This is a genomic window from Amycolatopsis bartoniae, from assembly GCF_014191255.1.
Classification (GTDB): domain Bacteria; phylum Actinomycetota; class Actinomycetes; order Mycobacteriales; family Pseudonocardiaceae; genus Amycolatopsis_E; species Amycolatopsis_E bartoniae.
In genome coordinates, this window is the sequence record NZ_JACHWH010000001.1 from 676,681 (window position 1) to 702,215 (window position 25,535).

Here is a 25,535-nt window from a genome sequence, read left to right on the forward strand (position 1 = left end):
CGTGCCTGTCAACGAGACGTTGTCCCAGTACAGCGACTGGTCGTACACCACCGCGACCGCCATCTACGTCCTGGCGCTGGTGTTCTTCCTCATCGAGCAGTCCTTCGGCGCCAACGGCCGCCGCGCCGCGGAGCGCACCAAGGCCCGCCAGCTGGTGGGCGCGGGCGCGCCGGTCGAGGCCACCGCGGACGTGCCGGAGCCGCCCGTGCGGCGCGGCCGGGTCGAGCGCATCGGCCGGATGGGTGCGGCGCTGACGGTGCTCGGCGTGCTGCTGCACTTCGCCGCCCTGCTGCTGCGCGGCCTCGCGACGCACCGCGTGCCCTGGGGCAACATGTACGAGTACATCATGGCGGTGACGTTCATCGCCGTGGTCACGTGGCTGTGGGCGATCCGCAAGTTCCCGGTGCGTCACCTGTCCGGGTTCATGCTGCTGCCGATCGTGATCCTGATGTTCATCGGCGGCACCGTGCTGTACACGGTCGCGGCGCCGGTGGTGCCCGCGCTGCAGTCGTACTGGCTCGTGATCCACGTGTCCGCCGCGGCGACGTCGTCGGGCATCTTCCTGGTGCCGGGCGTGGCGAGCATCCTGTACATGATCCGCAACGCGTACGACCGGAACCCGAAGCGCTTCGCCCGGTTCGGCTCGCGGCTGCCCGAGGCCGACGTGCTCGACCGCGTCGCGTACCGGACCACGGTGTTCGCGTTCCCGCTGTTCACGTTCGGCGTGCTGTGCGGCGCGATCTGGGCCGAGTCGGCCTGGGGCCGGTTCTGGGGCTGGGACCCCAAGGAGACCACGGCGTTCGTCGCCTGGGTGGTCTACGCGGCATACCTGCACTCGCGGGCCACGGCCGGCTGGCGCGGCACCCGCGCCGCGGTGATCAACACCCTCGGCTTCGCGGTCACCGTGTTCAACCTGTTCTTCGTCAACCTGGTCACGACGGGCTTGCACTCCTACGCCGGAGTCGGCTGATGACGGATCCTCGCGAGTTCTCCGAGGAGCGCACGGACTCCACGTCCCACCCGGGACGGCCGCAGCAGCTGCCGCCGTTCCCGCCCGGGTACGACCCGAACCTGCCGCCGTTGCAGCCGGGCTCGCCGTACCCACCGCTGCCGCAGCCGTCGCGGGCCCGGCCGGAGATGCCCAGGAACGTCGTGCGGCCGCCGAAGCGTGCGCCCCGGTCGGGTTGGCGTAAGGCCGTCTACGTGGGCAGCGGGAAGCTGATCAACCCGGGGGAGAGCCCGGCGGAGCGGCGGCAGCGCGAGCTGGTCGCGCGGGTGAACCAGCCGCTGCGGGGCTGCTTCAAGATCGCGATGATGAGCCTCAAGGGCGGGGTGGGCAAGACCACGATCACCACCACGCTGGGCGCCACGTTCGGGTCCCTGCGCGGGGACAGGGTGATCGCGGTGGACGCGAATCCCGACCGCGGCACGCTGTCGCAGAAGATCCCGATCGAGACCACGGCGACGGTGCGGCACCTGCTGCGGGACGCCGACAAGATCACCCGGTACAGCGACGTGCGGGCGTACACGTCCCAGGGCGCGTCCCGGCTGGAGATCCTCGCCAGCGAGCAGGACCCGGCGGTGTCGGAGGCGTTCTCGGAGACCGACTACCTGCGGGTGGTCAGCCTGCTGGAGCACTACTACAACATCGTGCTCACCGACTGCGGCACCGGCCTGATGCATTCGGCGATGAAGGGCGTGCTGGACCTCGCGGACGCGCTGGTGGTGGTGTCGTCGGGCTCGGTGGACGGCGCGACGAGCGCCTCGGCGACGATCGACTGGCTGGAGGCGCACGGCTACGGGGACCTGGTGAAACGGTCCATCGTGGTGATCAACTCGGTGCGCCCGAAGGCCGGTTCGGTTGACCTCGACAAGCTCGCGGCCCACTTCGAGGCCCGGGCGCGCGCGGTGTGCCAGATCCCGTTCGACCCGCACCTGGAGGAGGGCGCGGAGATCGAGCTGGAACGCCTGCAGCCGGGGACGCGCCTGGCGCTGCTGGAACTGGCCGCCGCGATGGCGGACGCGTTCCCGCTGAAGAACTGAGGGCTTTATCCCTCGTCGTCGGGACGGCGCTGCTGCTGCTCGCCGAGCTTGCGCAGGAAGTCGGGGTCGTCGTCGGGGGCGAGCGGGGCCCGGCGGGACGAGACGCCGACCCGCTCCGGTCCGAAGGCCCGCCAGAACAGGACGGCGATGGTGAGCGCCCCGATCACTGCGAGCAGGTAGATCATGCCCGCTCCCTTCCGAGTCCTGGTGCGGCGTACTCCAGCACCGAGGGTAACTCGTCCCCAGGTTTGGCGGGCGTGGGGCGCCAGTGGGCCCGCGGCTTCCGGCTCGTTCGCCGGGCCGCGGGTCTGGTGAACGAGCTCAGGCGCGCGTGGGCTCGCTGGCGTCCGTGGTGAGCTCGGCGAGCAGCGCGTTGACCTCGGACTCGCGGAACCGCCGGTGCCCGCCGGGGGTGCGGATGGAGCCGATCCGGCCCGCGGTCGCCCAGCGCGTCACCGTCTTCGGGTCCACTCGGAACAATGCGGCGACCTCGCCGGGAGTGAGCAACCGTCCACCAACGCTCGCGGTCATTTTCCGCCTCCTTAACGCCCCTACTGCTATACCGAAAGCGTTCCGACGCTTCGGAAACCAACACGGCAATCGTTGCACTTCACCCGGCAGGTACTCGAACGGTTGTCGAAGAGTAAAGAGGTAGTAAGGGACAAATCGCCCACGTTGGACAGGGCTATGGTGACCTGTGTGGACGCACTGGACCGCAAGATCATCGCCGCGCTCCGCCTCAACGGGAGGGCCACGTACGCGGAGTTGGGCAGAACGGTCGGGCTGTCCGCGTCGTCGGTCCACGAGCGCGTGGGCAAGCTCGAAGCGGCCGGCGTGATCACCGGGTACCACGCGGTCGTGGACCCGAGCACCGTCGGTCTCGGGGTCACCGCACTGGTCGGTATCCAGCCCACCGACACGGCCGAGAACGACGAGCTCGCGGACGCGCTGGGCGGCCTGCCGGAGGTGGAGAGCTGCTACGCGGTGGCCGGCGACGAGGCGTTCGTGGTCAAGGTGCGGGTCGCGACGGTCGACGAGCTGGAGCAGACGCTGGGGCGGCTCCGGCGGATCACGGGGGTCGCGCGCACGCGCACCACGGTCGTCTTGTCGACCCGCTTCGAGGGGCGACCCAACAACACCGAGTTGGACGACGCGTAGCCTTGTCAGGCGTGAGCGAACGACAGACTCTGGGCCGTGACCTGACGCTTTACCTGCTGGCGCGCTTCGGGCTGATCGCCGTCGTCGCCGTCGTGCTGGTCCTGGTCAAGGTGCCGCTGCTGGTCGCGCTCGCGGTCGGGATCGTCGTGGGGCTGCCGGTCGGGCTGCTCGCGTTCCGCGGGCTCAACGCGCGCGTCACCGCCGGGCTCGCCGCCCGCAACGAGCGCCGGGCGAAGGAGCGCGCCAAGCTGCGTGCCGAGCTGCGCGAGGCGGAGTGAACCGCGCCTGGGTGCGCGAGGCGGTCCGGCTCATCGAGGCCGACGCGAACCGCAGCGCGGACACGCACCTGCACGTTTTTCCGCTGCCGCCCTCGTGGGGCATCGACCTGTATTTGAAGGACGAGTCGGTCCACCCGACGGGCTCGCTGAAGCACCGGCTGGCGCGTTCGTTGTTGCTGTACGGGCTGGTGAACGGCCAGATCGGCCCGGACACGCCGTTGATCGAGGCGTCGAGTGGCTCGACCGCGGTGTCGGAGGCGTACTTCGCGCGGATGCTGGGGCTGGAGTTCGTCGCGGTGGTGCCGCGCAAGACCAGCCCGGAGAAGGTGCAGCTGATCGAGTTCTACGGCGGCCGGTGTCATTTCGTCGACCGGCCGCCGGAGGTGTACAGCGAGGCGGAGCGGCTGGCCGCGGAGTGCGGCGGGCACTACCTGGACCAGTTCACGTACGCCGAGCGGGCGACGGACTGGCGGGGGAACAACAACATCGCGGAGTCGGTGTTCGCGCAGATGCGCCTGGAGCGTCATCCCGTGCCGTCGTGGATCGTGGTGGGTGCGGGCACGGGTGGCACGAGCGCGACCTTCGGCAGGTATGTGCGGTATCGCAGGCACACCACGAAGGTGTGCGTGGTGGACCCGGAGAACTCGTCGTTCTACGGCGCCTGGGAGACGGGCGCGATGGACTACGCGACGGGAATGCCGTCGCGGATCGAGGGCATCGGCCGCCCGCGCGTGGAGCCGTCGTTCGTGCCGCAGGTGATCGACGAGATGATCCAGGTCCCGGACGCCGCGTCCGTGGCGGCTGTGCGGTTGCTGCGGGAGCGGACGGGCCACTGGGCAGGCGGCTCGACGGGCACGAACCTGTACGGGGCGTTCCAGCTGATCGCCCGCATGCTCGCCGCCGGCCAGACGGGGTCCGTAGTGACCTTGCTCTGCGACGGCGGCGAGCGCTACGCGCACACGTACTACAACGACGAGTGGGTCACCGAGCAGGGCCTGGACATCGAGAAGTATGGCAATGCGCTGCAGGACTTCTTGATGAGTGGATCATTGAATCCGTTTGAGTGAATTTTTCTTCTTGAAAAGAAGACTTCTGGTGCGACTGCTAATACTACTCGATTGAGTAGCGATGGATTCTTTAGTGATGGCTAATTTAGCCGCCTGTTGTTCTGTTGTCAGCCTGCGAAGATGGATCTGTTCACTCCAATTGTCAAGGATGTCGATCTCGGAGGCGTGACATACGGTGACTATGGAAGTAACGATCGAGCTACTATCGAAAGCCTGCAAAGAATTGCAGTCTGCGCGTTTCTGTCCGGAATTGTACATTCCATCCTTATTCTGAGATGCAAGGATAGAACCGCTCTATGATTGCCATGCGAGGCGAAATAGGATACCGAAGAAGAATGGCATTCCTGGTGGAGCCTGGAGTTCCTCGTGTTGTTGTTGCCACAATGCTCGGACGCCTTCCCATGGGGATGACAAGTCTAACCTTGATATTACTTGTTAGAAGTGGTGGTGACAGCTATGTCGACGCCGGTTTAGTTACTGCCGCTTTCACTGTAGGAATTGCATTACTACAGCCTCTAGCTGCTATTGCGGTTGATCGTTACGGGGCATCGCCGGTGCTTTGTGTGCTCGGCGTCGCCCTTCCTGTTACGATGATACTGCTGTTGTTGAGTGTGAACCTGCATGCCCCGCTAGTACTTACTCTACTCGCAGCCGTAGTAGCGGCGGGGACGCTACCTCCGTTAGGACCGTGCATGCGGGCACTCTGGCGTCAAGTGGTGAAAGGTCCGGCGCTTGACCGTGCCTACGCCTTCGAAGCGACAGCTCAACAAGGGCCGGTAATTGCGGGTCCATTCCTAGTTACCGCTTTGGTCTATTGTACCTCGGCGGGAGTAGCTCTTATCATCGCTGCATTCGCTGGAACTATGGGTGCTATATTGTTCGCGAAGGCACCCATTGTGGCGGCCGTCGCTCGAACTCGATCTCGAGCGGCAGATATCGTCGTGACAGAGCATGTTCGACTACTTGCTCAGCCCGGACTGCAGACAATATTGACCACTAGTGCACTGATGGCAATGAGCGCAGGGGCAATTACCCTATCGGTGCCCGCGTTCGCGGAGGGGCATGGGAGTGCGGCCAGTGCTGGTCTTATTTTAGGTTCATTCGCTGCGGGTTCGATTTTTGGCGGTATGGCCCTGACGTTCGTTAGGTTGAGGGCCGATACGCCTTTTGCGTACACCGCTGCTTTGGCTGTGTCAGCCGGAACGGCAGTCCTTCTAGTGGTCGTCAACACTATTCCATGGATGATGGTTGTTGCTTGGGCCGTAGGGCTTCCTACGGCGCCGTCAGCGGCCATCTCGTTCGCGCTGCTCAATCGCCATTCCCCGGCCCATCGAATCACGACAGCGTTCGGCTTCTTCAACTCGGCCATCACGGGCGGCACAGCTGCCGGTAGTGCTTTGTGCGGTGCGCTGCTGCAGAGTTTTGGATCTGCATGGGGGTTCATGTTCGCTGTCGGCCTTGGAGGGCTATCCGCACTAGTCTGTATATTGCGTTACCGCTCACTGCAACCGAGAAAGATATGTTGAAACTGCACTGACCGTATCACTTTCGTGGCTTGTGGAGCCTGCAGTTTAGGCCAGGCCTGTAAACCGTAAAAGTGGCTGACCAGATCAGCTCAATCCCAACGCAACCCCGCTGAGCACCGACCACCCCAGCATCACCAGTCCGGTGTCGCGGAGCACCGGAATCAACCCCCGCCCCGTCCCGCCGGTCACGATGGCCTTCACGGGGCCCCACAGCAGCACCGCCGTGACCAGGCCGATCAACACCAACGGGTGCCACACCCCGAGCAGCACCGTCACCACGTACGGCACCGTGACCAGCGCCAGGTACAACCGACGAGTGCCGCCGTCACCCAGGCGGACGGCCAGCGTGTTCTTGCCGACCTCACGGTCCGTGGGAATGTCACGCAGGTTGTTCGCCGTCAGCACGGCCATCGAGAAGCAGCCCACGGCCACCGCGGCGCCGAGCGCCGCCCAGCTCACCCGGCCGGCCTGCACGTACACCGTGCCGAGCACCGCTGCCAGGCCGAAGAACACGAACACCGCGATCTCGCCGAGCCCGGCGTACCCGTACGGCTTCTTCCCGCCCGTGTAGAACCACGCGCCGAGGATGCACGCCGCCCCCAGGATCAACAGCCACCAGTGCCCCGAAAAAACCACGAGCACCAGGCCCAGCACCCCCGCCAGCCCGAGGCAGCCGAGAGCCGCTCCCAGCACCAGGCGTGGCGCCGCGACACCCGAACCGACCAGTCGCAGCGGGCCGACGCGGTTCTCGTCCGTGCCCCGGATGCCGTCCGAATAGTCGTTGGCGAAGTTCACGCCGATGATCAGCGACAGCGCGACCAGCAGCGCCAGCAGCGACTGCCACCACGAGAAAGCACCCAGCTGGATTGTCGCGCCGACTCCCGCCACCACCGGGGCCACCGCGTTCGGCAGGGTCCGCGGGCGCGCGCCCTCGACCCATTGTGCAACTGTCGCCATGTCACCCATTGTGGTGGACGGCTGTTACTCCCCGTCAGTCGGGACGGCCCAGGTGAGCGTGCCGCTGCCCGGCTCGTCCGTCACCTGGGAGGCGGCCGCGACCGGGGCGGCGGCGATCGCGAGCGTCACGAAGGCGAGGGCCGCGAGAGCGAAGCGTTTCATCCGCTGAGTGAAAAACGGTAACCCGGCCGTGTCAACCGAGTGTGGCGAAAACGTGCGACACCACGGCCGCGCGGTCGACCTTCCCCGGCCCCCGCAACGGCAGCGCGTCCACGAACGCGAACCGCTTCGGCACCGCCGGTGCTCCCACTTCGGCGCGAACCGCCGCCCGCAGATCCGCCTCGGCCACCGGCTCCTCGGCCACCACCGCCGCCGCCACGACCTGCCCCCACTCGGCGTCCGGCAGGCCCACGACACAGGCTTCCCGCACCCCGGCGACGGCGCCGAGTGCCCGTTCGACCGCGGCCGCGGGCACCTTGACGCCGCCGGTGTTGATCACGTCGTCGAGCCGCCCCAGCACTTCGAGCCTGCCGTCCACGAGCCTGCCGCGGTCGCCGGTCCGGAACCAGCCGTCGACCAGGGCCTCCGCCGTCAGATCGGGTCGCAGGCGGTAACCGTGCGTGAGCACGGGACCTGCGATGAGCACCCGGTCGTCCGTTCCGATCCGCACCTCGACGCCGTCGAGCGGAACGCCGTCGTACACGCACCCGCTGGCGGTCTCGCTCATCCCGTACGCGGGCACGATGCGCACTCCCGCGTCCAGAGCCCGCTCGCGCAGCGCGGCCGATGTCGCCGCCGCGCCGATGATGATCGCGTCGAAGGCCCGCGCCGCATCCAGACCCCGCCCGCCTCCGTCGAGGATGCGCGTGAGTTGCGTCGGGACCAGCGCGGTGTACCGCGGCCCGTCCTCGGCCAGCACGGCCGCTGCGGCGGACGCGAACAGCTCGCCGTCGAAGTGACCCGGCGGCAGTGCCGCGCAGGTCGTGCCCGCCAGCAGCGACCGGACGATCACCTGCAGGCCACCGATGTACTGCGCGGGTGTGGCGAGCAGCCAGTGCCCCGGCCCGCCGAGCCGCTGATGGGTCGCGAGAGCCGAGGCGCGCAACGCGTCCGCCGAAAGCAGCACACCCTTCGGCTCGCCCGTTGAACCCGACGTCGCGATGATCACCGCCGTCCCGGGCTCGACGGGCTGCTCCGGCGCCATCGCGTCCCGCAGGCCTGTCGACCCGGGCGCCAGCGGGAGCACCGCCGTCCCACCGTCGAGCGCGTCGGCCACAGCCTTCCGCAGCTCGTCGACCGATCCGTCAACCAGAACCTCGCGCACGGGTACCTCAGTAGTAGTAAGGGAAGTTCGACCAGTCGGGTGAGCGTTTCTCCAGGAACGAGTCACGCCCCTCGACCGCCTCGTCCTGCATGTACGCCAGCCGGGTGGTCTCGCCCGCGAACAACTGCTGGCCCACGAGCCCGTCGTCGATGAGGTTGAACGCGTACTTGAGCATGCGCTGCGCCGTCGGGGACTTGCCGTTGACCTCCCACGCCCACTGCAACGCGTCGGCTTCGAGCGAGGCGTGCGGCACGACGGCGTTGACCGCGCCCATGGCGTGCATCTGCTCGGCGGTGTACTCGCGGCCGAGGAAGAAGATCTCGCGCGCGAACTTCTGCCCGACCTGCCGCGCCAGGTACGCCGAGCCGTACCCGCCGTCGAACGACCCGACGTCGGCGTCCGTCTGCTTGAAGCGGGCGTGCTCGGCCGAGGCGAGCGTGAGGTCGCACACCACGTGCAGCGAGTGACCGCCACCCGCGGCCCAGCCCGGCACCACGCAGATCACGACCTTCGGCATGAACCTGATCAGGCGCTGGACCTCGAGGATGTGCAGTCGGCCGGCGCGCGCGGGGTCCACCGTGTCGGAGGTCTCCCCGCTCGCGTACTGATAGCCGGACCTTCCGCGAATACGCTGGTCTCCGCCGGAGCAGAACGCCCAGCCGCCGTCCTTCGGCGACGGGCCGTTGCCGGTGAGCAGCACGCAGCCGACGTCGGAGCTCATCCGGGCGTGATCGAGCGCGCGGTAGAGCTCGTCCACCGTGTGCGGCCGGAAGGCGTTGCGGACCTCGGGACGGTCGAACGCGATGCGCACGACGCGCTTGCCGGAGCGTGCTTCGGCGGAGCGGTGGTAAGTGATGTCGGTGAAGCCGAAACCCTCGACCTCGGTCCACGCGGAGGGGTCGAACAGCTCGGAAACCTGGGCGTCATGCACGTTTGGGAGAATAGGACGTGTGGCCATGATGACGGACGACACACCGGGAGGCGCCTGGTGAACCCGTCGACGGCGCAGGCCAGGGTGCTGGTGGACGAACTCGTTCGCAACACCGTTTCCCACGTCGTGCTGTGCCCCGGCTCGCGCAACGCGCCGCTGTCGCTCGCGCTCCACGACGCGGCGGTGGCCGGGCGCCTGCAGCTGCACGTCCGGGTCGACGAGCGCGGCGCGGCCTTCCTCGCGCTGGGCATGGCGGCACGCACGGGACGTCCGGTCGCGGTGGTCTGCACCTCGGGCACGGCGGCCGCGAACTTCCACCCGGCGGTGCTGGAGGCCGACCGCGCCGGCGTGCCGTTGATCGTGCTGACCGCCGACCGGCCGCCGGAGCTGCGTGCGGCGGGGGCGAACCAGGTCATCGAGCAGCAGCACCTCTACGGCAACGCGGTCCGGTACTTCGACGAGCTCGCCGTCGCCGAGCGCCGGGCGGGGCAGAACGCGTACTGGCGCAGCCAGATTTGCCGCGCCTGGAACGCCGCGTACGGCGAGTGGCGCTGCGGGCCCGTGCACCTCAACATCCCGTTCCGCGAGCCGCTCGTGCCCGACGGGTCCGACGACTGGTACGAGTCGCTGGACGGCCGTCCCCGCGGTGGACGCTGGACCGAGCTGCCGGACTTCGGCGCGCTGCCGTCGTCCGTGGTCCCGTCCGCGCGCTGCGGGCTGGTGATCGCGTCCGACAGCGGGGTCCACGCCGCGAGCGAGTGGGCGGAGCGACACGGCTGGCCGGTGGTGTCCGAGACCGGGGGCCTCGGACTGGCCGGGGCGACGGGCATCGCGAGTGGCGTGTGGCTGCTGGGGGCGGAGCAGTTCATCGCCCGGCACAAGCCCGAGCAGGTGCTGTGCATCGGGCGGCCGACGGTGTTCCGGCAGGTGCAGGCGTTGCTGTCGGACGCGGACGTCGAGGTGTTGCTGGTGCGCCCGGACTCGGACTGGCCGGCGCCCGCGCACAACGTCCGGCAGGTCGGCCAGTGGTTCGACGAGCCGACGAAGCCCGCCGACCCGGACTGGCTGGCCTCCTGGCAGCGGGCGGACGAGGCGGCGTCCGCGGCGGTGAGCACCGCGCTGCGGCAGGAGGAGTGGCCGAGTGGGTTGCGGATCGCGACCGAGCTGATCGACGCGCTGCCGCCCGAAGCACTCCTGGTCGTGGGCTCCTCGAACCCGACGCGGGACGTCGCGCTGGCCGGGCGGATGCGGCCCGACGTGCTGGTCCACCGCAACCGCGGCGTGGCGGGCATCGACGGCACGGTGTCCACCGCGATCGGCGCGGCGAGCGCGCACCGCGGGCAGTCCTACGCGCTGCTGGGCGACCTGACGTTCCTCCACGACGTCAACGCGCTGCTCGCCGACGACCGGCCCGACCTCACCATCGTGGTGCTCAACGACGACGGCGGCGGCATCTTTTCGCTGCTGGAGCAGGGTGCGCCCGAGCACCGCGACTCGTTCGAGCGGGTCTTCGGCACACCGCACGGGGCGAACCTCGGCGCGTTGTGCGCGGGCTTCAACGTGCCGCACCAGCTGGTGTCGAGCCTGGCGGAGTTCCGCTCGGCGCTGCGGCCCGCGCCGGGGTTGCGCGTGGTCGAGGTCCGCGTCGACCGGACCCGGCACCGGGACCTGCACGCGCGCGTGCGGGCGGCGGTCGCGGACGCGCTGGCGTAGTGCCGGCGTAGTGCACCGTTGGGCATCTCGTACTCGTGCGAACGGGCCGTTCGCTCGGGTGCGAGCTGCCCGTCGAGGCAGAGTTCGCCCCTCGTGCGCTGGGGGAGTGTGCGGCAGATTTCCTGACAGGACTTGGGTTTTGCGTCGGCCATACCAGATGTCTTGGTCAACGGGAAACGGAAGATCGTCCCAGTCGGTAAGACCCTCCTAAAGGCCGTAGGCGGTTGCCCGGTTTCTCGCTAGCTTTCCGGCATGCGTCAGCGAACTCGAGCGGGCCTGGGGGCTGTGGCCACTGGCATCGCGACCATCCTGTTCACCGCCACTGCTTCCGCCGCGCCAGCGGCCGGAGCATCCGGCGTGGGTGACCCGTACTACCCGTACGCCGGCAACGGTGGGTACGACGTCTCCCACTACGACATCCGGCTCACCTACCAGCCGTCCACCGACCAGCTGTCCGGCACCACGACGATCCTCGCCAGGACAACGCAGGAGCTGTCGAGCTTCGACCTCGACTTCGGCCTGCACGTCAACTCCGTCCTGGTCAACAACGTCCCGGCGACGTTCCACGCCGACCCGAGCGAGAACGGCGAGCTGGTCGTGACGCCGGGGAAGGCGCTGGCGAAGAACCAGACGATCACGGTCGTCGTGAACTACGCCGACACCCCGTCGAAGGTGGTCATCGACGGCTACACGGCGTGGAAGAAGACGCCCGACGGGGCGCTGGCGGTCGACGAACCGCAGAACTCGCAGTGGTGGTTCCCGGCCAACGACCACCCGACCGACAAGGCGACCTACGACGTGTCGGTCGAGGTGCCGGACAACGCCGTCGCGCTGTCGAACGGCACGCTCGTCCGGACCACGAAGCAGCGGGCGGGCTGGACGCGCTGGAACTGGCGCAGCACCCAGCCGCAGGCGACGTACCTCACCACGCTGGAGGTGGGCGCGTTCGAGGTCAACCAGTCGACCACGCCGGACGGGAAGCCATTCGTCACCGCCTACGACCCGGCGGCCGGTGCTTCGCTGGACGCGGCGAAGGCGAGCGTCGAGCGGACGCCCGAGATCGACGGCTTCCTCGCGACCCAGTTCGGGCCCTTCCCGTTCGAGGCCGAGGGCGGGGTGGTGTCGACGGGCCTGAACTTCGCGCTGGAGGCGCAGACGCGCCCGGTGTACGGCGCGACGTTCTTCCGGTCGGGCAGCAACACCTCGGTGGTCGCGCACGAGAACGCGCACCAGTGGTTCGGCGACGCGGTGTCGCTGGGACGCTGGAGCGACATCTGGCTCAACGAGGGTTTCGCGTCGTACGCGGAGTACCTGTGGTCGGAGCACGAGGGCGAGGGCACGCCGGCGGAGCTGGCGCAGTACGCGTACGACTCCTACCCGGCTGACGACCCGTTCTGGCAGGTGCTGCCGGGCGACCCGGGAGCGGCGAACCAGTTCGACGACGCCGTGTACGACCGCGGCGCGATGACGCTGCAGGCCCTGCGCACAGCGGTGGGCGATGACGCGTTCTTCACGATCCTGAAGACCTGGGTGGCGCAGCACAAGGGTGGCGACGCACGGATCCAGGACTTCATCGCGCTGGCCGAGCGGGTCTCCGGAAAGCCGCTGCAGGACCTGTTCACGACATGGCTGTTCACGAAGGGCAAGCCGGCAGTGGGCCCGAACGGAGCTGCGGCCGCCTTCCGCACCGCTGGAGTTCCAGTGGCGCCGAAGTCGTACCCGAAGATCCAGCAGACGCACCGGCTGCTGGCAGCCGCACACCAGTACTGAGGCGCCGCACCGCCCGCCGGGTGGCGGGCGGTGCCGCCCCGGCCCGTGCACCGCCCCGGTTCGGCCGATCCAGCTCCGCCCGGCCAGGAGGCGGTGCAACTGCTGCGCCCCGGCCCCGCGGCGCCACGCCGCTCACCGCGCCCGATTCCTCCTGTCACCCCATGTCGATGGGCCAGTCACCCTGCGCCCGGTCTGTGACCGCTCACCATGGGGCTGTTCAGCGTCGCTACATTGGAAGGCGTGACGAGAGCAGAGCGACGGCAGCGCAACGCCCGTCGCGTCGTGCTCGGGGTCGCGGCCTTGATCACCGCCCTGTGTGTGGGGTTGGTGTTCGCGGCCATCCGCAACGACGAGGCGATCACGAGCCACCTCGGCGCGGCCAACGCCGAGGTCGACTCGGTCTCGTGGGACCGCACGATCATCCGGTTCGAAACCCCGGACGGCATCCTGCACATCCCGGCCAACGGCGTGCTCTACCCGGGCGGCCTGGTGGCGGGCGACCTGGTGCGCATCGAGTACGACACGGCCAACCCGGAACTGGCCCGGGTCGCCGGCCGCACCGCGACACTCACACTGCTCCCACTGGGCATGACGGCCCTCATCACCTGGGCCGTCGCGGTCGGACTGCTGTGGTGGATCCGCTACCGCGGTCGCCGCGGTGCTGCGCAGGTCGCCTCGCCCGAGCCCGCCCTCAGCGGGAAGCCCTAGTTTCCCTGGTACTGCTGCGGAACCTGCGGCCCCGGCACCGGCGCCGCCTGTGCGGCGGCCTGCGCCTGCACCTCCTGGGCCTGTGCCTTCGTCAGGGCGTTCGTCGCGCCGCAGAAGGTGCACACCGTGAAGTACTTCGAGCGGATCGGGAACAGCGGGATGAAGAACAGCGTGACCTTCGTGACCGCGCGCCGCAGGGCGTGGGACGTCGGGTTGGTGCAGCGGGCGCACACGTAGGTCGCCGTCGCCAGGTCCTGCACCTTGGACCGCCAGCCGTAAATGATCATCAGGTCACTCCAACTCGGTAGGGAACGACCTTACCGACGCACGAACCTGCCGCGAAGATCCATTCGGCGCAGCTTTTTCGGCTCCCTGCCGTCAGAGCGACACGCGCCCAGGAGCCGGTCAACCCACGCTCGCCGTTTCCTGCCACCAGGACAGGACCTCCTCCGCGACGCTCGGGGCCGCCACCAGCAGACCGTCCGCGGGCAGCGCCGTTCCTTCGCCCCGGCGGTCCAGCACCGCCGCGCCCGCCTCGATCGCCAGCGCCACCGAGCCCGCCACATCCCACTCGTGGTAGCTGTGCAGCACCGCCGCGGCCGCGTGGCCCAGTGCGACCTGCGCGATCGACAGCGCGGCCGAACCCAGCACCCGCACCCCCGCGTGCGCGGCCGCCGCCCTTTCGATGAACTCGCCCATGCCCGGCCACGGTCCCCGCCGCGCCAGCTCCGTGCACACGATCGCGCCCTCGGTGAGCTCGCGGTCCACCAGGCGCACCGGCTTGCCGTTCGCCCTCGTGCCCCGGCCCCGCGCCGCCGCGTAGATCTGCGCTCGGTACGGGTCCGCGACCACTCCGACCACCGGCCCGAAGGCGTCGACCAGCGCCAGGCTGTACGCGCACCACGGCACCCCGGCCACGTAGTTCGCCGTCCCGTCGACCGGGTCGACCACCCAGCGGTACGGCGCGTCGTGGGCACCGTGGTCGGCGCCGAACTCCTCGCCGACCACGGGGATGCCCGGGAACTCGGCGGTCAGCACCCGGCGGGTGTGCCGCTCCAGGATCCGGTCGGTGTCGGTGACCCAGTCGAACGGCGACTCCTTGGTGTCCGGATGGGCACCCCGGCCTGCGGTCGCGGTGATGACGTCGGTGGCCTCGTTGGCCAGCCGTCCGGCGACCTCGAGCGCCCGTGACAGCAGGCCCGGTTCGACCGGCTGGGACGGGCGGGCGGATAGAAGGGTCACGCCGGTCTAGTGTGGCCGCACCGAGTGTCCGGGACGCTACGTGGAGATGAAGTGTCTACTCCGGAAAGCGCAGCTTCCCGAAGTTCCGGCAGCGTTTGCGTACCGGTCACGCCGCCTTCTCCGGACGAACCGGGCTTCGTGAGACCTTGACGAGGTGCGAGTCGCCATCGTCACCGAAAGCTTCCTCCCGCAGGTGAACGGCGTCACCAACTCCGTGCTGCGGGTCGTGGAGCACCTGCGTGGCCGGGGGGACGACGTGCTCGTGGTCGCGCCGGGCCTGACCGGCCCCGCCGAGTACCGCGGCGCCCCCGTGGTCCGCATCCCGGCCGTCGACCTGCCCGTGGTCAACTCCCTGCCGATCGGCCTGCCGACCCGCACCGTGCTGACCGCGCTGACCGGGTTCCGCCCCGACGTCGTGCACCTCGCGTCGCCGTTCGTCGTCGGTGCGCGCGGGCTCGCCGCGGCCCGGCGGCTGCGCGTACCGACCGTCGCCGTCTACCAGACCGACATCGCGGGCTTCGCCACCGCGTACGGCCTCGGCCTCGGGGCCCGCGCGGCCTGGCGCTGGGTCCGGAGGCTGCACGCGAAGGCCGACCGGACCCTCGCGCCCTCCAGCGACTCGGTCGCCGACCTCCGCGAGCACGGCATCCCGCGCGTCCACCGCTGGGGCCGCGGGGTGGACATCGAGCGGTTCTCCCCGGACCACGCCGATCCGGAGCTGCGCGCGCGGCTCGCCCCGAACGGTGAGCTGCTCGTCGGGTTCGTCGGCAGGCTCGCGCCGGAGAAGGAGGTCGACCGCCTCGTCTCCCTCGCCGGCGTCCCCGGGGTGCGCGTCGTCGTGGTCGGTGACGGGCCCGAGCTCGAACCGCTGCGGGAGCGGATTCCCGGCGCGGCCTTCCTCGGCGCCCTCTACGGCGACGAGCTGGCCACCGCGTACGCGAGCCTCGACGTCTTCGTGCACACCGGCCCGTACGAAACCTTCTGCCAGGCGGTGCAGGAGGCGATGGCCTCGGGACTGCCCGTCCTCGCCCCCGCCGCGGGTGGCCCGAAGGACCTCGTGCTGCCGGGCCGAACCGGATACCTGCTGCCCGCCGACCGGGCGGGCTTCGCGCGGGAACTGGTCGAGCGCGTCGACGACCTGCGCGACCCCGCGCTGCGGGCACGGCTGGGGCAGAAGGCCCGCAAGGTCGTGCTCGGCCGCACCTGGCCCGCCGTCTGCGGCGAGCTCGTGGAGCACTACGAGGCCGTCACCGGTCGCGTCGCCCGCGCGGCGTGACCGATGCACATCGTCCAGCTCGCGAACTTCTACGGGCCGCGTTCCGGCGGGCTGCGCACCGCGCTGCACCACCTCGGCGCGGGGTACGTCCTGAGCGGGCACCGGGTGACGCTGGTCGTGCCGGGCACCCGGTACGCCGAAGAGGTCCTGCCCACCGGCGTGCGCCGGTTCTCCCTGCCCGCGCCGAAGATCCCCGGCACCGGCGGTTACCGGGCGGTCGACCCGTACCGCGTGCAGGCGCTGTTGCGCAGCCTCCGCCCGGACCGCCTGGAGGTGTCGGACCGGCTGACGCTGCGGGGCATGGGCGCGTGGGCCCGGCGGCACGGCGTGCCGAGCGTCGTCATCTCGCACGAGCGGCTGGACCGGCTGCTGGAGCAGTTCCTGCTGCCCGGCCCGGTCGCCCGCAGGATCGCCGACGCGGCCAACGGCCGCATGGCGCGCAGCTACGACCGGGTGGTCTGTACCACGGCGTTCGCGCGGGAGGAGTTCGACCGGATCGGCGCGCCGAACGTGCAGCGGGTGCCGCTCGGGGTCGACCTCGCGGCCTTCGCGCCCGGCAGGCGGGACGACGGCTGGCGGACCTCCCTGGCCGCCGGCGCGGACGCACTGTTGGTCCACTGTGGACGGCTGTCTCCGGAGAAGCACGTCGAGCGCAGTGTGGACACCATCGCGGAGTTGACCGAGTCGGGTGACCGGGTGCGGTTGGTCATCGCGGGCGACGGCCCGCGCCGCCGGGCCTTGGAGCGCCGCGCGCGCGGGCTGCCGGTGACCTTCCTGGGGTTCCTGTCCGACCGCACCGACGTGGCCCGCCTGCTGGCGAGCGCCGACGTGTCGCTCGCGCCCGGCCCGCACGAGACCTTCGGGCTGGCCGCGTTGGAGGCGCTCGCGTCCGGCACGCCCGTGGTGGTCTCGGCCTCGTCGGCGTTGCGGGAAATAGTCCGGCCCGGCTGCGGGGCCGCCGTGGCCGATCTGCCAGGCGCTTTCGCGACCGCCGTGACCGGATTGCTGGAAAGCCCGGAGGAAGCGCGCCGGGCCGCCGCCAGGGCGCGAGCCGAAGAATTCTCGTGGCCCGACTCGGTGCGCGGAATGCTGTCGGTCCTGCGGCACTGACCACCCGGTTGTAGCAGTTCAAACGCTTTCGCTAGCATCTCCGTTCGGTTCGGCAACGGAGCCGGAGCAGGCGTTTCATTTCGGCAAGAACATAGGTGGACAAAATGATCATCTAGAGTTCAAACCACCCGATAGTGTGGTTTCTATTTCGAGAAGACGAGAAATAACGCCGCTCCGTAGTCGAGCGCGATTCGAGCGACCTGGTCGAACCACGTCGCTGGTTCGTCGTGCGCGGACTGTCCGTGCCCGCGCTGACCAAGACCGAGGCAACGAAACATGACTGACTACCTGACCGTCACCGCGCCGGGGGCGACCTACACCCCGCTGCTCATCCCGATCACGGGCGACCGGCTGATCCACCCCGCCGACGTGCCCAACGACCTCGCGCGCATCGTGCTGCGCTGGGGACGGCACTGGGTGCCGCAGACACTGGCCGCCCGGGACCACTTCGCCGCGCTCGGGGTCGCGGGCGGCGAGCCGACGCGGTACTCCGACGAGCTCGTCACCGGCTGGCTCTTCCTCCCCGCCGAGCCGGACTCGCTCGCCGCTCAGGTCCGCTCCGGCGAGCTCGACGTCGCCACCGCGCTTTCGGTCGAAGCGGAGGTCTGGCCGGCCGTAGGTTGATCGTCCGGACTAACCGGTTCGAGTGGAACGTCCCAGCGGTCCCGTCGCCCTCTCTCAGGGCGCGGAACCGGCTGGTGTTACACCCTGCCCCCCTATCGAGTGCACCGCCCAATTTGGACTCTGTTGATCCGATTCCCGTTGGGTATCTTCGGTTCGAGGCCTCAAAGATCAACCGGCAACAGGCGGGCTTCTGACAGTACGGCAAGCCGCCTTTCACTGTTGAAAGGGAGACAGACCGAAGATGTCTCTGAGCAAAAAGGTGGCGGGAGCCGGGGTGCTTGTCGCACCCCTGTTCCTGTTCATGAGCGGCACCGCGAGTGCCGCCCCGTGGCACGACTGGAGCGGCAGCTCCTACGGTGCCTCCGGCGCCTACGCCGGAGCGGGGGGTGCCGCCGTGTTCGACACGAACTCGGGGGCCGACGAAGACGGCGCTTTCTACACGGGCCAGGGTTCCTGGGCCGGGGTGGGAGGCGCGGGCGTCTTCGACGTCGCTTCCGCGAGCGGGAGCGACGACGAGGACGGCTGGGGCGGCCACGACTGGTCGAACCACCGCGACAACGGCGGTCGCCACCGGGTGACCGACCACAAGTGCGGTGGTGGTTGTGACGCCTCGGACGACAACGAGGTCCACCACGTGACGGTGGTGCACCACGAAGCCGACGACAACGACTGCGGTTGCCACGACGCCGACGAGCACCCCGTCGTCGTGCACCACGAGCCGGCCGTACACCACGAGACGGTCGTGCACCACGAGGACAACGACTGCGGTTGCCAGGACGCGGACCACGTCGTCGTCCACGACAACGACGCCGACGACGATGACGACGTGGTCGTCGTGCACGAGGTCGACGAACCGCAAACCGTGGCGGTGCACCACGAGTCCGCCACCTCGGCAGGTCCTGGCGGTGCCAGCTCTCACGGCACCGCCGCCCTGGCGACGGACAACCACACCCGTTACGCGCAGTGGAGCCACGCTGCCGGGCCCGAGGGCGCGAGCAACTGGGCCCAGCTGAGCGGTGCGGACGAGGACAGTGCTGTGTACCACGTGTCCAGCTCGGCGGCCGGTAGCAACGGCGCGGCGAGCTACGACAGCGGCAGTGGGTCGTATTCGTCCTACGACGACTGACCCACCCGTGGTCTGATCGCGAGGACCATCCGTTGTGGAACGGGCTCTGCGCCGGCTTCTCGCCGGCGCAGAGCTCTTTCCGGGGCCTGACCGGGGCTTGCCCGGCACAAGGGTGAATTTCCTCCACTACGGGCGATCGAACTGTACTGTGGACAGTGGCGGCAACAAGCTCGACACGCCGTCCGGGACGAAATCCCCAGAACGTATCGGGAACTCCCAAGGTATCCGGTGGACATAGCACGCGGGCTGAACCCCAGCTCGGCGGAGAAAGCGCATACACCCCAACGGGCGACTAAAGGTCCGGTCAGAGGGCTGCGGCGTTACACGATGGTGGCGCCCGCTGGAGCGCGCCGCCGATGGTGGGTACTTTTGCTGCACGGGCAGGGAAAATGATCTCGTAAGAACAAGCCCGGTGTCCCTGAATCCGAAACTTCTTGAGGAGTTCCTTGTGTTGAAGAAGATGGGCTTCGTGGCCGCGGGAGCGGCCGCTGGCATGATGCTGCTGGGCGGCGTTGCTTCGGCGAGCGAATCCCACCACCACGACCGGGACGGTGACGAGAACCAGGTCGGCCTGGTGAACGTCAACAACGTGGACGCCCTGCACAACGTGAACGGCAGCCTCGGCGTGTGCAAGGACAACATCAACGTCCTCGGTGTCCAGGTGCCGATCCAGGACGCCCTGAAGGGCATCGGTGTGCCGATCCTGTCGGAGGGCGACAACTCCGCGTCGGGTGAGGACCCGTTCAACTGCGCCTCCGGTGGCGTGGAAGACGGCGGCACGAGCCAGCACAACTGAGTTCCAGGCCGCTTCACGAGGTGACGGTCCGCCCGAACCGGAACCTCAGCGGCTGGTGATGCGAGGTGGGTTCCGGGTGCACGACCCCGATCGTGCGCCCGGCCCACCTCGCGCCGGCTGGCCGCAGCCTTTTTTCCGAAGTAGTTCCATCACATCATTTCTCGAGGAGTTGTTTCAGTGCTTAAGAAGATTGGCTTTGCCGCCGCTACCTTCGCGGCCGGCGTGACCGTGCTCGGTGGTACCGCTTCCGCTACCGAGCTGGGCAGCCACCACTACCAGGGCGGCGACGAGAACCAGTCCGCGCTGGCGAACCTGAACAACCTGGACGCCCTGCACAACGTCAACCTGGTCGGCGGCGTCTGCAAGGACAACGTGAACGTGCTGGGTGTGCAGGTTCCGGTCCAGGACGTGGCCAAGGGCCTCAACGTGCCGATCCTGTCGGAGGGCAACAGCGCCGCTGCCGGCGAGGACCCGCAGAACTGCGCCTCGGGCTCCATCGGGGATGGCGGCACGTCGCAGGACAACTGATCCGATCTCCCGGCAGCCGGACGAAGGTTCCCCGTTCGCGCGGGCCGGTGGGTGGAGGGATGCGGGGTCCGGGCCGAAAAGGCTCGGGCCCCGCATCGTTTTGTGCGTCAGCCGAGCTGCGGCTTCCCGCCTTCGAACCGCAGCGGCAGTGAGTACATGCCGCGGCCGTTGTGGTGGTCGGCGGCCAGCCAGCCGTGGAAGAAGATGGTGTTGGCGACGACGTCCGCGCCGCCGGGGCCGTTCACCTGGTTGTTCAGCCCCGCCATCGTCAGCAGCGGCTGTTCCGCCTTGGTGTACGGGCCTTTCAGCGCCGACGACGTGGCGTATCCCGTGTGGTAGCTGGAACTCGCGAACGTGTCGGCGGAGTAGAACAGCACGTACGACGAGCCGCTCTTGACGAGTGAAGGCGCTTCCACGTCGTCGCGTTCCTCGGGGCGGTCGGCGTGGATCAGCGGGATGCGGCTGCCGACGAGCGTGCCGCCGTCGTTCGTGACCTCCTGCAGCCAGATCGTCGTCGGCATCGCATTGCTCTTGTAGAGCAGGTAGTGCTTGCCATCGCCGTCTACAAAGGACTGCGGGTCGATGTCGCCGTTGTCCTCCGGGGGACAGACGAGCGGCGCGGTGTCCACGGGGTTGAACGGTCCGGCCGGGGAGTTCGCGGTCGCGGTACCGACGCACATCCGGTTGTCCGACGGCAGCTGGGCGGAGAAGTACATGCGGTACTGGCCGTAGCCGGTCCGCCCGACGTCCGGCGCCCAGAACGTGGTGTCCGGCTTGGCCCAGGACGGCGTGCGAGCCAGCGCGTCACCCTGCACCTTCCAGGGGCCGTGGGCGTTCGCGGCGAGCGCGTAGGGGATCTTCCCGTCCCTGGTGTGGGTCGCGTACGCGTAGTACCCCTGCGTCGTCTGGAGCACGGCCGGATCGGGGAAGTCCTGGTCGATCAACAGGGTCGGGGTGGCGGGGTTCACGCGGGCGGCACCGGTGGTGAGCAGGGCAGCCACCGCCGCCGCGGACAGCATCCGCAGCCGGCTCTTCTTCATGACCTCACTCGTAGACGACGTACGACGGTGCGGGGCGCAGCGCCAGCACCTCTTCGGGCTTCATCAGCGCTGCGTGGCGCGTGTCCTCGTCGTAGAAGAGCTTGAACCCGACCTGGATGTGGTCCGGCTTCCCCTTCATCACCAGGTTCCAGGTGGCGATCTTGGCTTCGCGGCTGCCGATCCCGTCGACGACCTTGATCGGCACGACGCCCTGGTGCGGCTTCAGGTCGCCCTCGTCGCGCACGACGGAGGTGGCGACCTGGTGGTAGACCATCATCTTCGGCGGCAGGTTGTGCTGTGCGACGAGGTTCGAGACGTACGTGGCGACCTCGTCCAGCGTTCCACCGCTGACGTGGCCGAACTTCTGGCCGGGCTTGACCCCGGGGTCGACCGCCCACTCCGGGTCGAGCGCCAGGCCGACGTCGGGCTCGGTCAGCCAGCGCTCGAACGCCCGCACCTCGGTCGGGAAGTCCGCGTGCCCCGGCTGGATGTTCAGCAGCAGCAGGCCCTTGAGGCGCCGCGCCTCGTCCAGGTAGGACTGGACGGTGGCGTCGCTCTCCCGGCTGCGGTAGAGCCCGTCCGCGCCCGGCGTGGAGATCACGCGCGTCGCGATCAGCTCGACGACCGGCTGGGCGGGCTCCTTGGTCTTGTACTCGGCGATCTGGCGGGTCAGCTGGTCACCGGCCGCGACCAGGTTGCCGGTCATCCGGCCGAGCGCGGGCGCGTTGGGCCCGCCGCAGAAGCCGATCCGCAGTGGTCCGGCGGGCTCCTGCGAGGTGACGGCCAGCGGCGAGGGGGACGCCAGTGACACCGAGGGCGGCGGCGGGGGCGGGACCGGCGCGGGCTTCCCGACCGGACCCGGGGCGGGCTGCGGGTGGCCCGCTGTGGTGATCATCGGGCCGGCGCAGGCGCTGAGCAGCCCCGCGGCGGACATCAGAAGGAAGGCCCGGCGGCCGGCCTGTGCGCTCACCCGGTTGTCGTCCACGGATCGTGTACCTCCCGCTACCGTCTGTTGCCCGCAACAGACAGATATCCCATTGGTGAAAACTTCACACCTGCTGATCGGGACTTCGCTCGATGGAAGTAGCGGAGGGACGCCCGGGACTTCCCGCCGCGGCACGCCCAACTAGGTTCTAGCCATGCCCCGAGCGAACCTCGACAAGGACCCGCACGAGGTCGCGGCCATGTTCGACGGCGTGGCGCGCGGCTACGATCGCGCGAACTCCGTCATGACCTTCGGCTTCGACCGGCGCTGGCGCACCACCACCGCGCGCGTCCTCGACGCCCGGCCGGGGGAGAAGGTGCTCGACCTCGCCGCGGGCACTGGCGTCTCCACCGCCGAGTACGCGCGGGGAGGAGCGTGGTGCCTGGCCGCGGACTTCTCGCTCGGGATGCTGCGCAGCGGCAGGCACCGCGGGGTGCCGATGGTCGCGGCGGACGCGCTGCACCTGCCCTTCGCCGACGACAGCTTCGACGCGGTGACGGTCAGCCTCGGCATCCGCAACTTCGTCGACACCCGTGCGGCGCTGCTTGAGATCGCCCGCGTGGTCCGGCCCGGCGGGCGCCTGGTGGTCTGCGAGGTCTCGACGCCGCCGTTCGCGCCGATCCGGTTCGTGTACCGCAAGTTCCTCCTGCGGCTGATGACCCTGTTCGGTCGGTTCAGCTCCACCAACCCCGAGGCGTACTCCTACCTCGCGGAGTCGATGCTGGCGTGGCCGGACCAGCGCTCGTTCGCGGAGACGATCGCGTCGGCGGGCTGGGAGAGCGTCGAGTGGCTGAACCTCACGTTCGGCGTCGTCGCCATCCATCGCGCGATCAAGCCCCCTCTAGACTCGAAAGCATGACTGATGCGCAGGTAATCGTTGTCGGGGCCGGACCCGCGGGGTCGACCGTGGCCACGTACCTGGCGCGCGCCGGGGTGGACGTGCTGCTGCTGGAGAAGACGACGTTCCCCCGCGAGAAGGTCTGTGGCGACGGCATCACGCCGCGCGGCGTGAAGCAGCTGATCGACCTGGGCATCGACACCAGCGAGGACGCGGGCTGGATGCACAGCCGCGGCCTGCGCATCCTCACCGGCGACCTCACCCTGCAGCTCGACTGGCCGGACCTGACGAGCTACCCGCCGTACGGCGTCTCGCGCACCCGCCACGACTTCGACGACCTGCTGGCGAAGACAGCGGTCAAGGCCGGCGCCCGCCTCCAGGAGCGCACCACGGTCACGGGCGCGATCACCGACGAGCGCACGGGCCGGGTCGTCGGGGTCGAGGCGAAGACCGGCCCGGAGAAGACGCCGGTCAGCTACCGCGCGCCGCTCGTGCTGGCCTGCGACGGCGTCAACGCGAAACTCGCCCGTTCCGTCGGCATCGACACCGACGAGTGCCGCCCGATGGGTGTCGCCGTGCGGCGGTACTACAAGAGCCCGCGGCACGACGACCCGTTCATCGAGGGGCACCTGGAGCTGTGGGACCGCAGCGACCCGCGGAACCCGAAGCTGCTGCCCGGCTACGGCTGGGCGTTCCCGCTCGGTGACGGCACGGTGAACATCGGCCTCGGGATGCTGTCCACCTCGAAGGCGTTCCGCAACACCGACTACCGCGCGCTGCTGCGGTCCTGGCTCGACTCGACGCCGGAGGAGTGGGGCTACCGCGAGGAGAACGCGGTCGGGCGCATCGGCGGCGCCGGGCTGCCGATGGGCTTCAACCGCACCCCGCACTACCGCGACGGGCTCGTGCTGCTCGGCGACGCCGGGGGCATGGTCAGCCCGTTCAACGGCGAGGGCATCTCGTCGGCGATGGAGTCGGCGCAGCTGGCCGCCGAGTTCGTCGTGCAGGCGCTGGCGCGCCCCGAAGGGCCGTCCCGCGAACGGGCGTTGCACGGTTACCCGCAGGCACTGAAGGAGCTCATGGGCGGCTACTACCGCCTCGGCAACTTGTTCGCCAAGGCCATCGGGCACCCGAAGGTCATGCGTGCCGCGACCAAGTACGGGCTCCGTGTCAACCCCCTGATCCCGCTCATCTACAAGGGCCTTTCCGGGTGCTACGACGCCAAGGGCGGCGACGCGGTGGACCGGATGATCTCCCTCGCGGCGAGGCTTACGCCAAGCGCGTGAAGCAGCTCACGTGGGTTACGTCACATTGACTCTGCGTGAGAACGGACAGCGCAGTCGATCTTGAACCTTTCGTCCCAGGTCGCGCCCGTGAAGGCCGGCCGCGGCCGCTCTCCGGGTTAGGGCGCCCTTAAACCCAGGACCCCGCGACAACCGTGTGAGCCGCGTCCTACACTGCCCGCATGCTTTGTGAACCCGTTCACAACTTCGTCGGAAAGCTTGTGAACAAATTCACAATCGCCGCGACGCTGCGGAAGGAGTGGGACACGTGGTGCTAGCGCAGAGCGCGCCCGCCAGTCCGGCGATGTACGTGCCGTTGGTCCTGTTGTTCGTGCTGGCAGCGGGTTTCGCCGTGCTCTCCGTACTGCTCGGGCCCCTGGTCGGGCCGAGCCGCTACAACAGGGCGAAGCTGCAGGCCTACGAGTGCGGGATCGAGCCGTCACCGCAGCCGCTGGTCGGCGGCGGCCGGATGCCGGTCGCCTACTACATCACCGCGATGCTGTTCATCCTGTTCGACATCGAGATGGTCTTCCTCTACCCGTTCGCGGTGTCCGCGGACGCGCTCGGCCTCTTCGGCCTGGTGGAGATCGTGCTGTTCATCGCCACGGTCGGCTTCGCCTACGCCTACGTGTGGCGGCGCGGCGGGCTGGATTGGAACTGAAGATGGGTCTCGAAGAGAAGCTCCCCAACGGAATCCTGCTGGCCAGCCTCGAAGGCCTGGTCAACTGGGCGCGCAAGAACTCGCTGTGGCCGGCCACTTTCGGCCTCGCCTGCTGCGCGATCGAGATGATGACCACCGGCGGGTCCCGCTACGACATCGCGCGCTTCGGCATGGAGCGGTTCAGCGCGACGCCGCGGCAGGCCGACCTGATGATCGTCGCGGGCCGCGTCACGCAGAAGATGGCGCCGGTGCTGCGGCAGATCTACGACCAGATGGCCGAGCCGCGCTGGGTCCTCGCGATGGGCGTGTGCGCCTCGTCCGGCGGGATGTTCAACAACTACGCCGTCGTGCAGGGCGTGGACCACATCGTGCCGGTCGACATGTACCTGCCCGGCTGCCCGCCGCGGCCGGAGATGCTGCTCGACGCGATCCTCAAGCTGCACGCCAAGATCCAGGACGAGCCCATGGGCCCGCGCCGCGCCGCGCTCAAGGCGGGCCAGCGCACCGAGCTGGTCCCGTCGTCGATCAAGTACGCGAAGAAGTGATCCCCC

The 25,535-nt window shown here is 69.1% G+C and carries 29 protein-coding genes; 19 read left to right on the forward strand and 10 right to left on the reverse strand.

The genetic code is table 11. The features are described 5' to 3' along the window. Position 1 precedes the first annotated feature (1 nt). Both ccsB and FHX82_RS03435 read left to right on the forward strand, forming a co-directional pair. Positions 2-970: a c-type cytochrome biogenesis protein CcsB gene (gene ccsB / locus FHX82_RS03430; RefSeq protein ID WP_145933135.1), complete on the forward strand. Its 969-nt coding sequence runs from the start codon at positions 2-4 to the stop codon at positions 968-970. Next, positions 970-2,043: a MinD/ParA family ATP-binding protein gene (locus FHX82_RS03435; RefSeq protein ID WP_145933136.1), complete on the forward strand. Its 1,074-nt coding sequence runs from the start codon at positions 970-972 to the stop codon at positions 2,041-2,043. Before ccsB ends, FHX82_RS03435 begins: the two co-directional genes overlap by 1 nt. 5 nt (positions 2,044-2,048) lie before the next feature. On the opposite strand, the gene FHX82_RS03440 is transcribed toward FHX82_RS03435, so the two are convergent. Both FHX82_RS03440 and FHX82_RS03445 read right to left on the reverse strand, forming a co-directional pair. Then, complete coding sequence (locus tag FHX82_RS03440) at positions 2,049-2,228, reverse strand: hypothetical protein (RefSeq protein WP_145933137.1); 180 nt, start codon at positions 2,226-2,228, stop codon at positions 2,049-2,051. Between the two features lie 136 nt (positions 2,229-2,364). Then, positions 2,365-2,574 (reverse strand): BldC family transcriptional regulator, encoded by a 210-nt coding sequence (locus tag FHX82_RS03445; RefSeq protein WP_145933138.1) that lies wholly within the window; start codon positions 2,572-2,574, stop codon positions 2,365-2,367. Between the two features lie 168 nt (positions 2,575-2,742). Here FHX82_RS03445 and FHX82_RS03450 point away from each other — a divergent pair, with 168 nt between their 5' ends. The 4 genes from FHX82_RS03450 (at position 2,743) to FHX82_RS37955 (ending at position 6,072) form a co-directional block, all read left to right on the forward strand. Continuing rightward, positions 2,743-3,201, forward strand: a complete 459-nt coding sequence (locus FHX82_RS03450; protein WP_145933139.1) for an Lrp/AsnC family transcriptional regulator — start codon at positions 2,743-2,745, stop codon at positions 3,199-3,201. 11 nt (positions 3,202-3,212) lie between these two features. After that, positions 3,213-3,479 carry a DUF4229 domain-containing protein gene (locus tag FHX82_RS03455; RefSeq protein WP_145933140.1) on the forward strand — a complete coding sequence of 89 codons (267 nt, stop codon included), beginning with the start codon at positions 3,213-3,215 and terminating at the stop codon, positions 3,477-3,479. Next, positions 3,476-4,546 (forward strand): L-cysteine desulfhydrase Cds1, encoded by a 1,071-nt coding sequence (cds1, locus tag FHX82_RS03460; RefSeq protein WP_145933141.1) that lies wholly within the window; start codon positions 3,476-3,478, stop codon positions 4,544-4,546. Before FHX82_RS03455 ends, cds1 begins: the two co-directional genes overlap by 4 nt. Positions 4,547-4,929: 383 nt before the next feature. After that, the gene (locus tag FHX82_RS37955) at positions 4,930-6,072 is read left to right on the forward strand and encodes an MFS transporter (RefSeq protein WP_375791761.1); all 1,143 of its coding nucleotides are present in this window, start codon (positions 4,930-4,932) and stop codon (positions 6,070-6,072) included. 84 nt (positions 6,073-6,156) lie between these two features. Here FHX82_RS37955 and FHX82_RS03470 read toward each other — a convergent pair whose 3' ends face one another. The 4 genes from FHX82_RS03470 to FHX82_RS03485 are packed head-to-tail and all read right to left on the reverse strand — an operon-like array spanning position 6,157 to position 9,284. Next, positions 6,157-7,029: a 1,4-dihydroxy-2-naphthoate polyprenyltransferase gene (locus FHX82_RS03470; protein ID WP_145933143.1), complete on the reverse strand. Its 873-nt coding sequence runs from the start codon at positions 7,027-7,029 to the stop codon at positions 6,157-6,159. Between the two features lie 24 nt (positions 7,030-7,053). Further along, entirely contained in the window at positions 7,054-7,191 is a 138-nt protein-coding gene (locus tag FHX82_RS03475; RefSeq protein WP_183176457.1) for a hypothetical protein, read from the reverse strand. 31 nt (positions 7,192-7,222) lie between these two features. Further along, complete coding sequence (gene menE, locus FHX82_RS03480; RefSeq protein WP_145933144.1) at positions 7,223-8,353, reverse strand: o-succinylbenzoate--CoA ligase; 1,131 nt, start codon at positions 8,351-8,353, stop codon at positions 7,223-7,225. Between the two features lie 7 nt (positions 8,354-8,360). Continuing rightward, positions 8,361-9,284, reverse strand: a complete 924-nt coding sequence (locus FHX82_RS03485; RefSeq protein ID WP_145933145.1) for a 1,4-dihydroxy-2-naphthoyl-CoA synthase — start codon at positions 9,282-9,284, stop codon at positions 8,361-8,363. A 57-nt stretch (positions 9,285-9,341) separates the two neighbouring features. Here FHX82_RS03485 and menD point away from each other — a divergent pair, with 57 nt between their 5' ends. The 3 genes from menD to FHX82_RS03500 all read left to right on the forward strand — a co-directional run bounded on the left by menD (position 9,342) and on the right by FHX82_RS03500 (position 13,475). Further along, on the forward strand, positions 9,342-10,997 hold the full coding sequence (menD, locus tag FHX82_RS03490) for a 2-succinyl-5-enolpyruvyl-6-hydroxy-3-cyclohexene-1-carboxylic-acid synthase (protein ID WP_183176458.1): 1,656 nt from the start codon (positions 9,342-9,344) through the stop codon (positions 10,995-10,997). A gap of 252 nt (positions 10,998-11,249) precedes the next feature. Further along, the gene (locus tag FHX82_RS03495; RefSeq protein ID WP_183176459.1) at positions 11,250-12,767 is read left to right on the forward strand and encodes a M1 family metallopeptidase; all 1,518 of its coding nucleotides are present in this window, start codon (positions 11,250-11,252) and stop codon (positions 12,765-12,767) included. Positions 12,768-13,007: 240 nt separating this feature from the next. Then, positions 13,008-13,475 carry a DUF3592 domain-containing protein gene (locus FHX82_RS03500; protein WP_194710572.1) on the forward strand — a complete coding sequence of 156 codons (468 nt, stop codon included), beginning with the start codon at positions 13,008-13,010 and terminating at the stop codon, positions 13,473-13,475. Here the strand turns inward: FHX82_RS03500 and FHX82_RS03505 are convergent. Then, positions 13,472-13,762: a zinc-ribbon domain-containing protein gene (locus FHX82_RS03505; protein WP_145933147.1), complete on the reverse strand. Its 291-nt coding sequence runs from the start codon at positions 13,760-13,762 to the stop codon at positions 13,472-13,474. The genes FHX82_RS03500 and FHX82_RS03505 overlap by 4 nt on opposite strands. A gap of 118 nt (positions 13,763-13,880) precedes the next feature. Next, the gene (locus FHX82_RS03510; protein ID WP_145933148.1) at positions 13,881-14,717 is read right to left on the reverse strand and encodes an inositol monophosphatase family protein; all 837 of its coding nucleotides are present in this window, start codon (positions 14,715-14,717) and stop codon (positions 13,881-13,883) included. A gap of 154 nt (positions 14,718-14,871) precedes the next feature. On the opposite strand from FHX82_RS03510, the gene FHX82_RS03515 reads away from it, so the two are divergent. The 6 genes from FHX82_RS03515 (at position 14,872) to FHX82_RS03540 (ending at position 20,177) form a co-directional block, all read left to right on the forward strand. Continuing rightward, positions 14,872-15,993 (forward strand): glycosyltransferase family 4 protein, encoded by a 1,122-nt coding sequence (locus tag FHX82_RS03515; protein ID WP_183176460.1) that lies wholly within the window; start codon positions 14,872-14,874, stop codon positions 15,991-15,993. Positions 15,994-15,996: 3 nt separating this feature from the next. Next, the gene (locus tag FHX82_RS03520) at positions 15,997-17,103 is read left to right on the forward strand and encodes a glycosyltransferase (RefSeq protein WP_145933149.1); all 1,107 of its coding nucleotides are present in this window, start codon (positions 15,997-15,999) and stop codon (positions 17,101-17,103) included. Between the two features lie 276 nt (positions 17,104-17,379). After that, positions 17,380-17,727: a hypothetical protein gene (locus FHX82_RS03525; RefSeq protein ID WP_145933150.1), complete on the forward strand. Its 348-nt coding sequence runs from the start codon at positions 17,380-17,382 to the stop codon at positions 17,725-17,727. 241 nt (positions 17,728-17,968) lie between these two features. Beyond that, entirely contained in the window at positions 17,969-18,853 is an 885-nt protein-coding gene (locus FHX82_RS03530; protein WP_145933151.1) for a hypothetical protein, read from the forward strand. 448 nt (positions 18,854-19,301) lie between these two features. Then, positions 19,302-19,649, forward strand: coding sequence for a hypothetical protein (locus FHX82_RS03535; protein WP_145933152.1), 348 nt, complete (start codon positions 19,302-19,304; stop codon positions 19,647-19,649). 177 nt (positions 19,650-19,826) lie between these two features. Further along, positions 19,827-20,177 (forward strand): hypothetical protein, encoded by a 351-nt coding sequence (locus tag FHX82_RS03540; protein WP_145933153.1) that lies wholly within the window; start codon positions 19,827-19,829, stop codon positions 20,175-20,177. 107 nt (positions 20,178-20,284) lie between these two features. On the opposite strand, the gene FHX82_RS03545 is transcribed toward FHX82_RS03540, so the two are convergent. Beyond that, positions 20,285-21,217 (reverse strand): glycoside hydrolase family 43 protein, encoded by a 933-nt coding sequence (locus FHX82_RS03545; protein WP_145933154.1) that lies wholly within the window; start codon positions 21,215-21,217, stop codon positions 20,285-20,287. Between the two features lie 4 nt (positions 21,218-21,221). Continuing rightward, the gene (locus FHX82_RS03550) at positions 21,222-22,202 is read right to left on the reverse strand and encodes a hypothetical protein (protein ID WP_229881204.1); all 981 of its coding nucleotides are present in this window, start codon (positions 22,200-22,202) and stop codon (positions 21,222-21,224) included. Between the two features lie 154 nt (positions 22,203-22,356). Between FHX82_RS03550 and FHX82_RS03555 the strand changes: the two genes are divergently transcribed. From FHX82_RS03555 to FHX82_RS03570, 4 genes are all read left to right on the forward strand, one after another. After that, complete coding sequence (locus FHX82_RS03555) at positions 22,357-23,061, forward strand: demethylmenaquinone methyltransferase (protein ID WP_145933155.1); 705 nt, start codon at positions 22,357-22,359, stop codon at positions 23,059-23,061. After that, positions 23,058-24,326: a geranylgeranyl reductase family protein gene (locus tag FHX82_RS03560; RefSeq protein ID WP_145933156.1), complete on the forward strand. Its 1,269-nt coding sequence runs from the start codon at positions 23,058-23,060 to the stop codon at positions 24,324-24,326. The genes FHX82_RS03555 and FHX82_RS03560 overlap by 4 nt, the downstream gene beginning before the upstream one ends. 301 nt (positions 24,327-24,627) lie before the next feature. Next, positions 24,628-24,984: an NADH-quinone oxidoreductase subunit A gene (locus FHX82_RS03565; RefSeq protein WP_145933188.1), complete on the forward strand. Its 357-nt coding sequence runs from the start codon at positions 24,628-24,630 to the stop codon at positions 24,982-24,984. Positions 24,985-24,986: 2 nt separating this feature from the next. Further along, positions 24,987-25,529 carry a NuoB/complex I 20 kDa subunit family protein gene (locus FHX82_RS03570; RefSeq protein ID WP_145933157.1) on the forward strand — a complete coding sequence of 181 codons (543 nt, stop codon included), beginning with the start codon at positions 24,987-24,989 and terminating at the stop codon, positions 25,527-25,529. Positions 25,530-25,535 lie beyond the last annotated feature (6 nt).

Excerpts from the sequence above, each read along its gene's own strand:
- FHX82_RS37955 (WP_375791761.1), top strand. The coding sequence starts at position 4,930 with ATGCTCGGACGCCTTCCCATGGGGATGACAAGTCTAACCTTGATATTA.
- FHX82_RS03570 (WP_145933157.1), top strand. The coding sequence starts at position 24,987 with ATGGGTCTCGAAGAGAAGCTCCCCAACGGAATCCTGCTGGCCAGCCTC.
- FHX82_RS03560 (WP_145933156.1), top strand. The coding sequence starts at position 23,058 with ATGACTGATGCGCAGGTAATCGTTGTCGGGGCCGGACCCGCGGGGTCG.
- FHX82_RS03545 (WP_145933154.1), bottom strand. The coding sequence starts at position 21,217 with ATGAAGAAGAGCCGGCTGCGGATGCTGTCCGCGGCGGCGGTGGCTGCC.
- FHX82_RS03440 (WP_145933137.1), bottom strand. The coding sequence starts at position 2,228 with ATGATCTACCTGCTCGCAGTGATCGGGGCGCTCACCATCGCCGTCCTG.
- FHX82_RS03495 (WP_183176459.1), top strand. The coding sequence starts at position 11,250 with ATGCGTCAGCGAACTCGAGCGGGCCTGGGGGCTGTGGCCACTGGCATC.
- FHX82_RS03525 (WP_145933150.1), top strand. The coding sequence starts at position 17,380 with ATGACTGACTACCTGACCGTCACCGCGCCGGGGGCGACCTACACCCCG.
- FHX82_RS03520 (WP_145933149.1), top strand. The coding sequence starts at position 15,997 with ATGCACATCGTCCAGCTCGCGAACTTCTACGGGCCGCGTTCCGGCGGG.
- FHX82_RS03435 (WP_145933136.1), top strand. The coding sequence starts at position 970 with ATGACGGATCCTCGCGAGTTCTCCGAGGAGCGCACGGACTCCACGTCC.
- FHX82_RS03475 (WP_183176457.1), bottom strand. The coding sequence starts at position 7,191 with ATGAAACGCTTCGCTCTCGCGGCCCTCGCCTTCGTGACGCTCGCGATC.
- FHX82_RS03565 (WP_145933188.1), top strand. The coding sequence starts at position 24,628 with ATGTACGTGCCGTTGGTCCTGTTGTTCGTGCTGGCAGCGGGTTTCGCC.
- FHX82_RS03505 (WP_145933147.1), bottom strand. The coding sequence starts at position 13,762 with ATGATCATTTACGGCTGGCGGTCCAAGGTGCAGGACCTGGCGACGGCG.
- FHX82_RS03445 (WP_145933138.1), bottom strand. The coding sequence starts at position 2,574 with ATGACCGCGAGCGTTGGTGGACGGTTGCTCACTCCCGGCGAGGTCGCC.
- FHX82_RS03530 (WP_145933151.1), top strand. The coding sequence starts at position 17,969 with ATGTCTCTGAGCAAAAAGGTGGCGGGAGCCGGGGTGCTTGTCGCACCC.
- FHX82_RS03470 (WP_145933143.1), bottom strand. The coding sequence starts at position 7,029 with ATGGCGACAGTTGCACAATGGGTCGAGGGCGCGCGCCCGCGGACCCTG.
- FHX82_RS03555 (WP_145933155.1), top strand. The coding sequence starts at position 22,357 with ATGCCCCGAGCGAACCTCGACAAGGACCCGCACGAGGTCGCGGCCATG.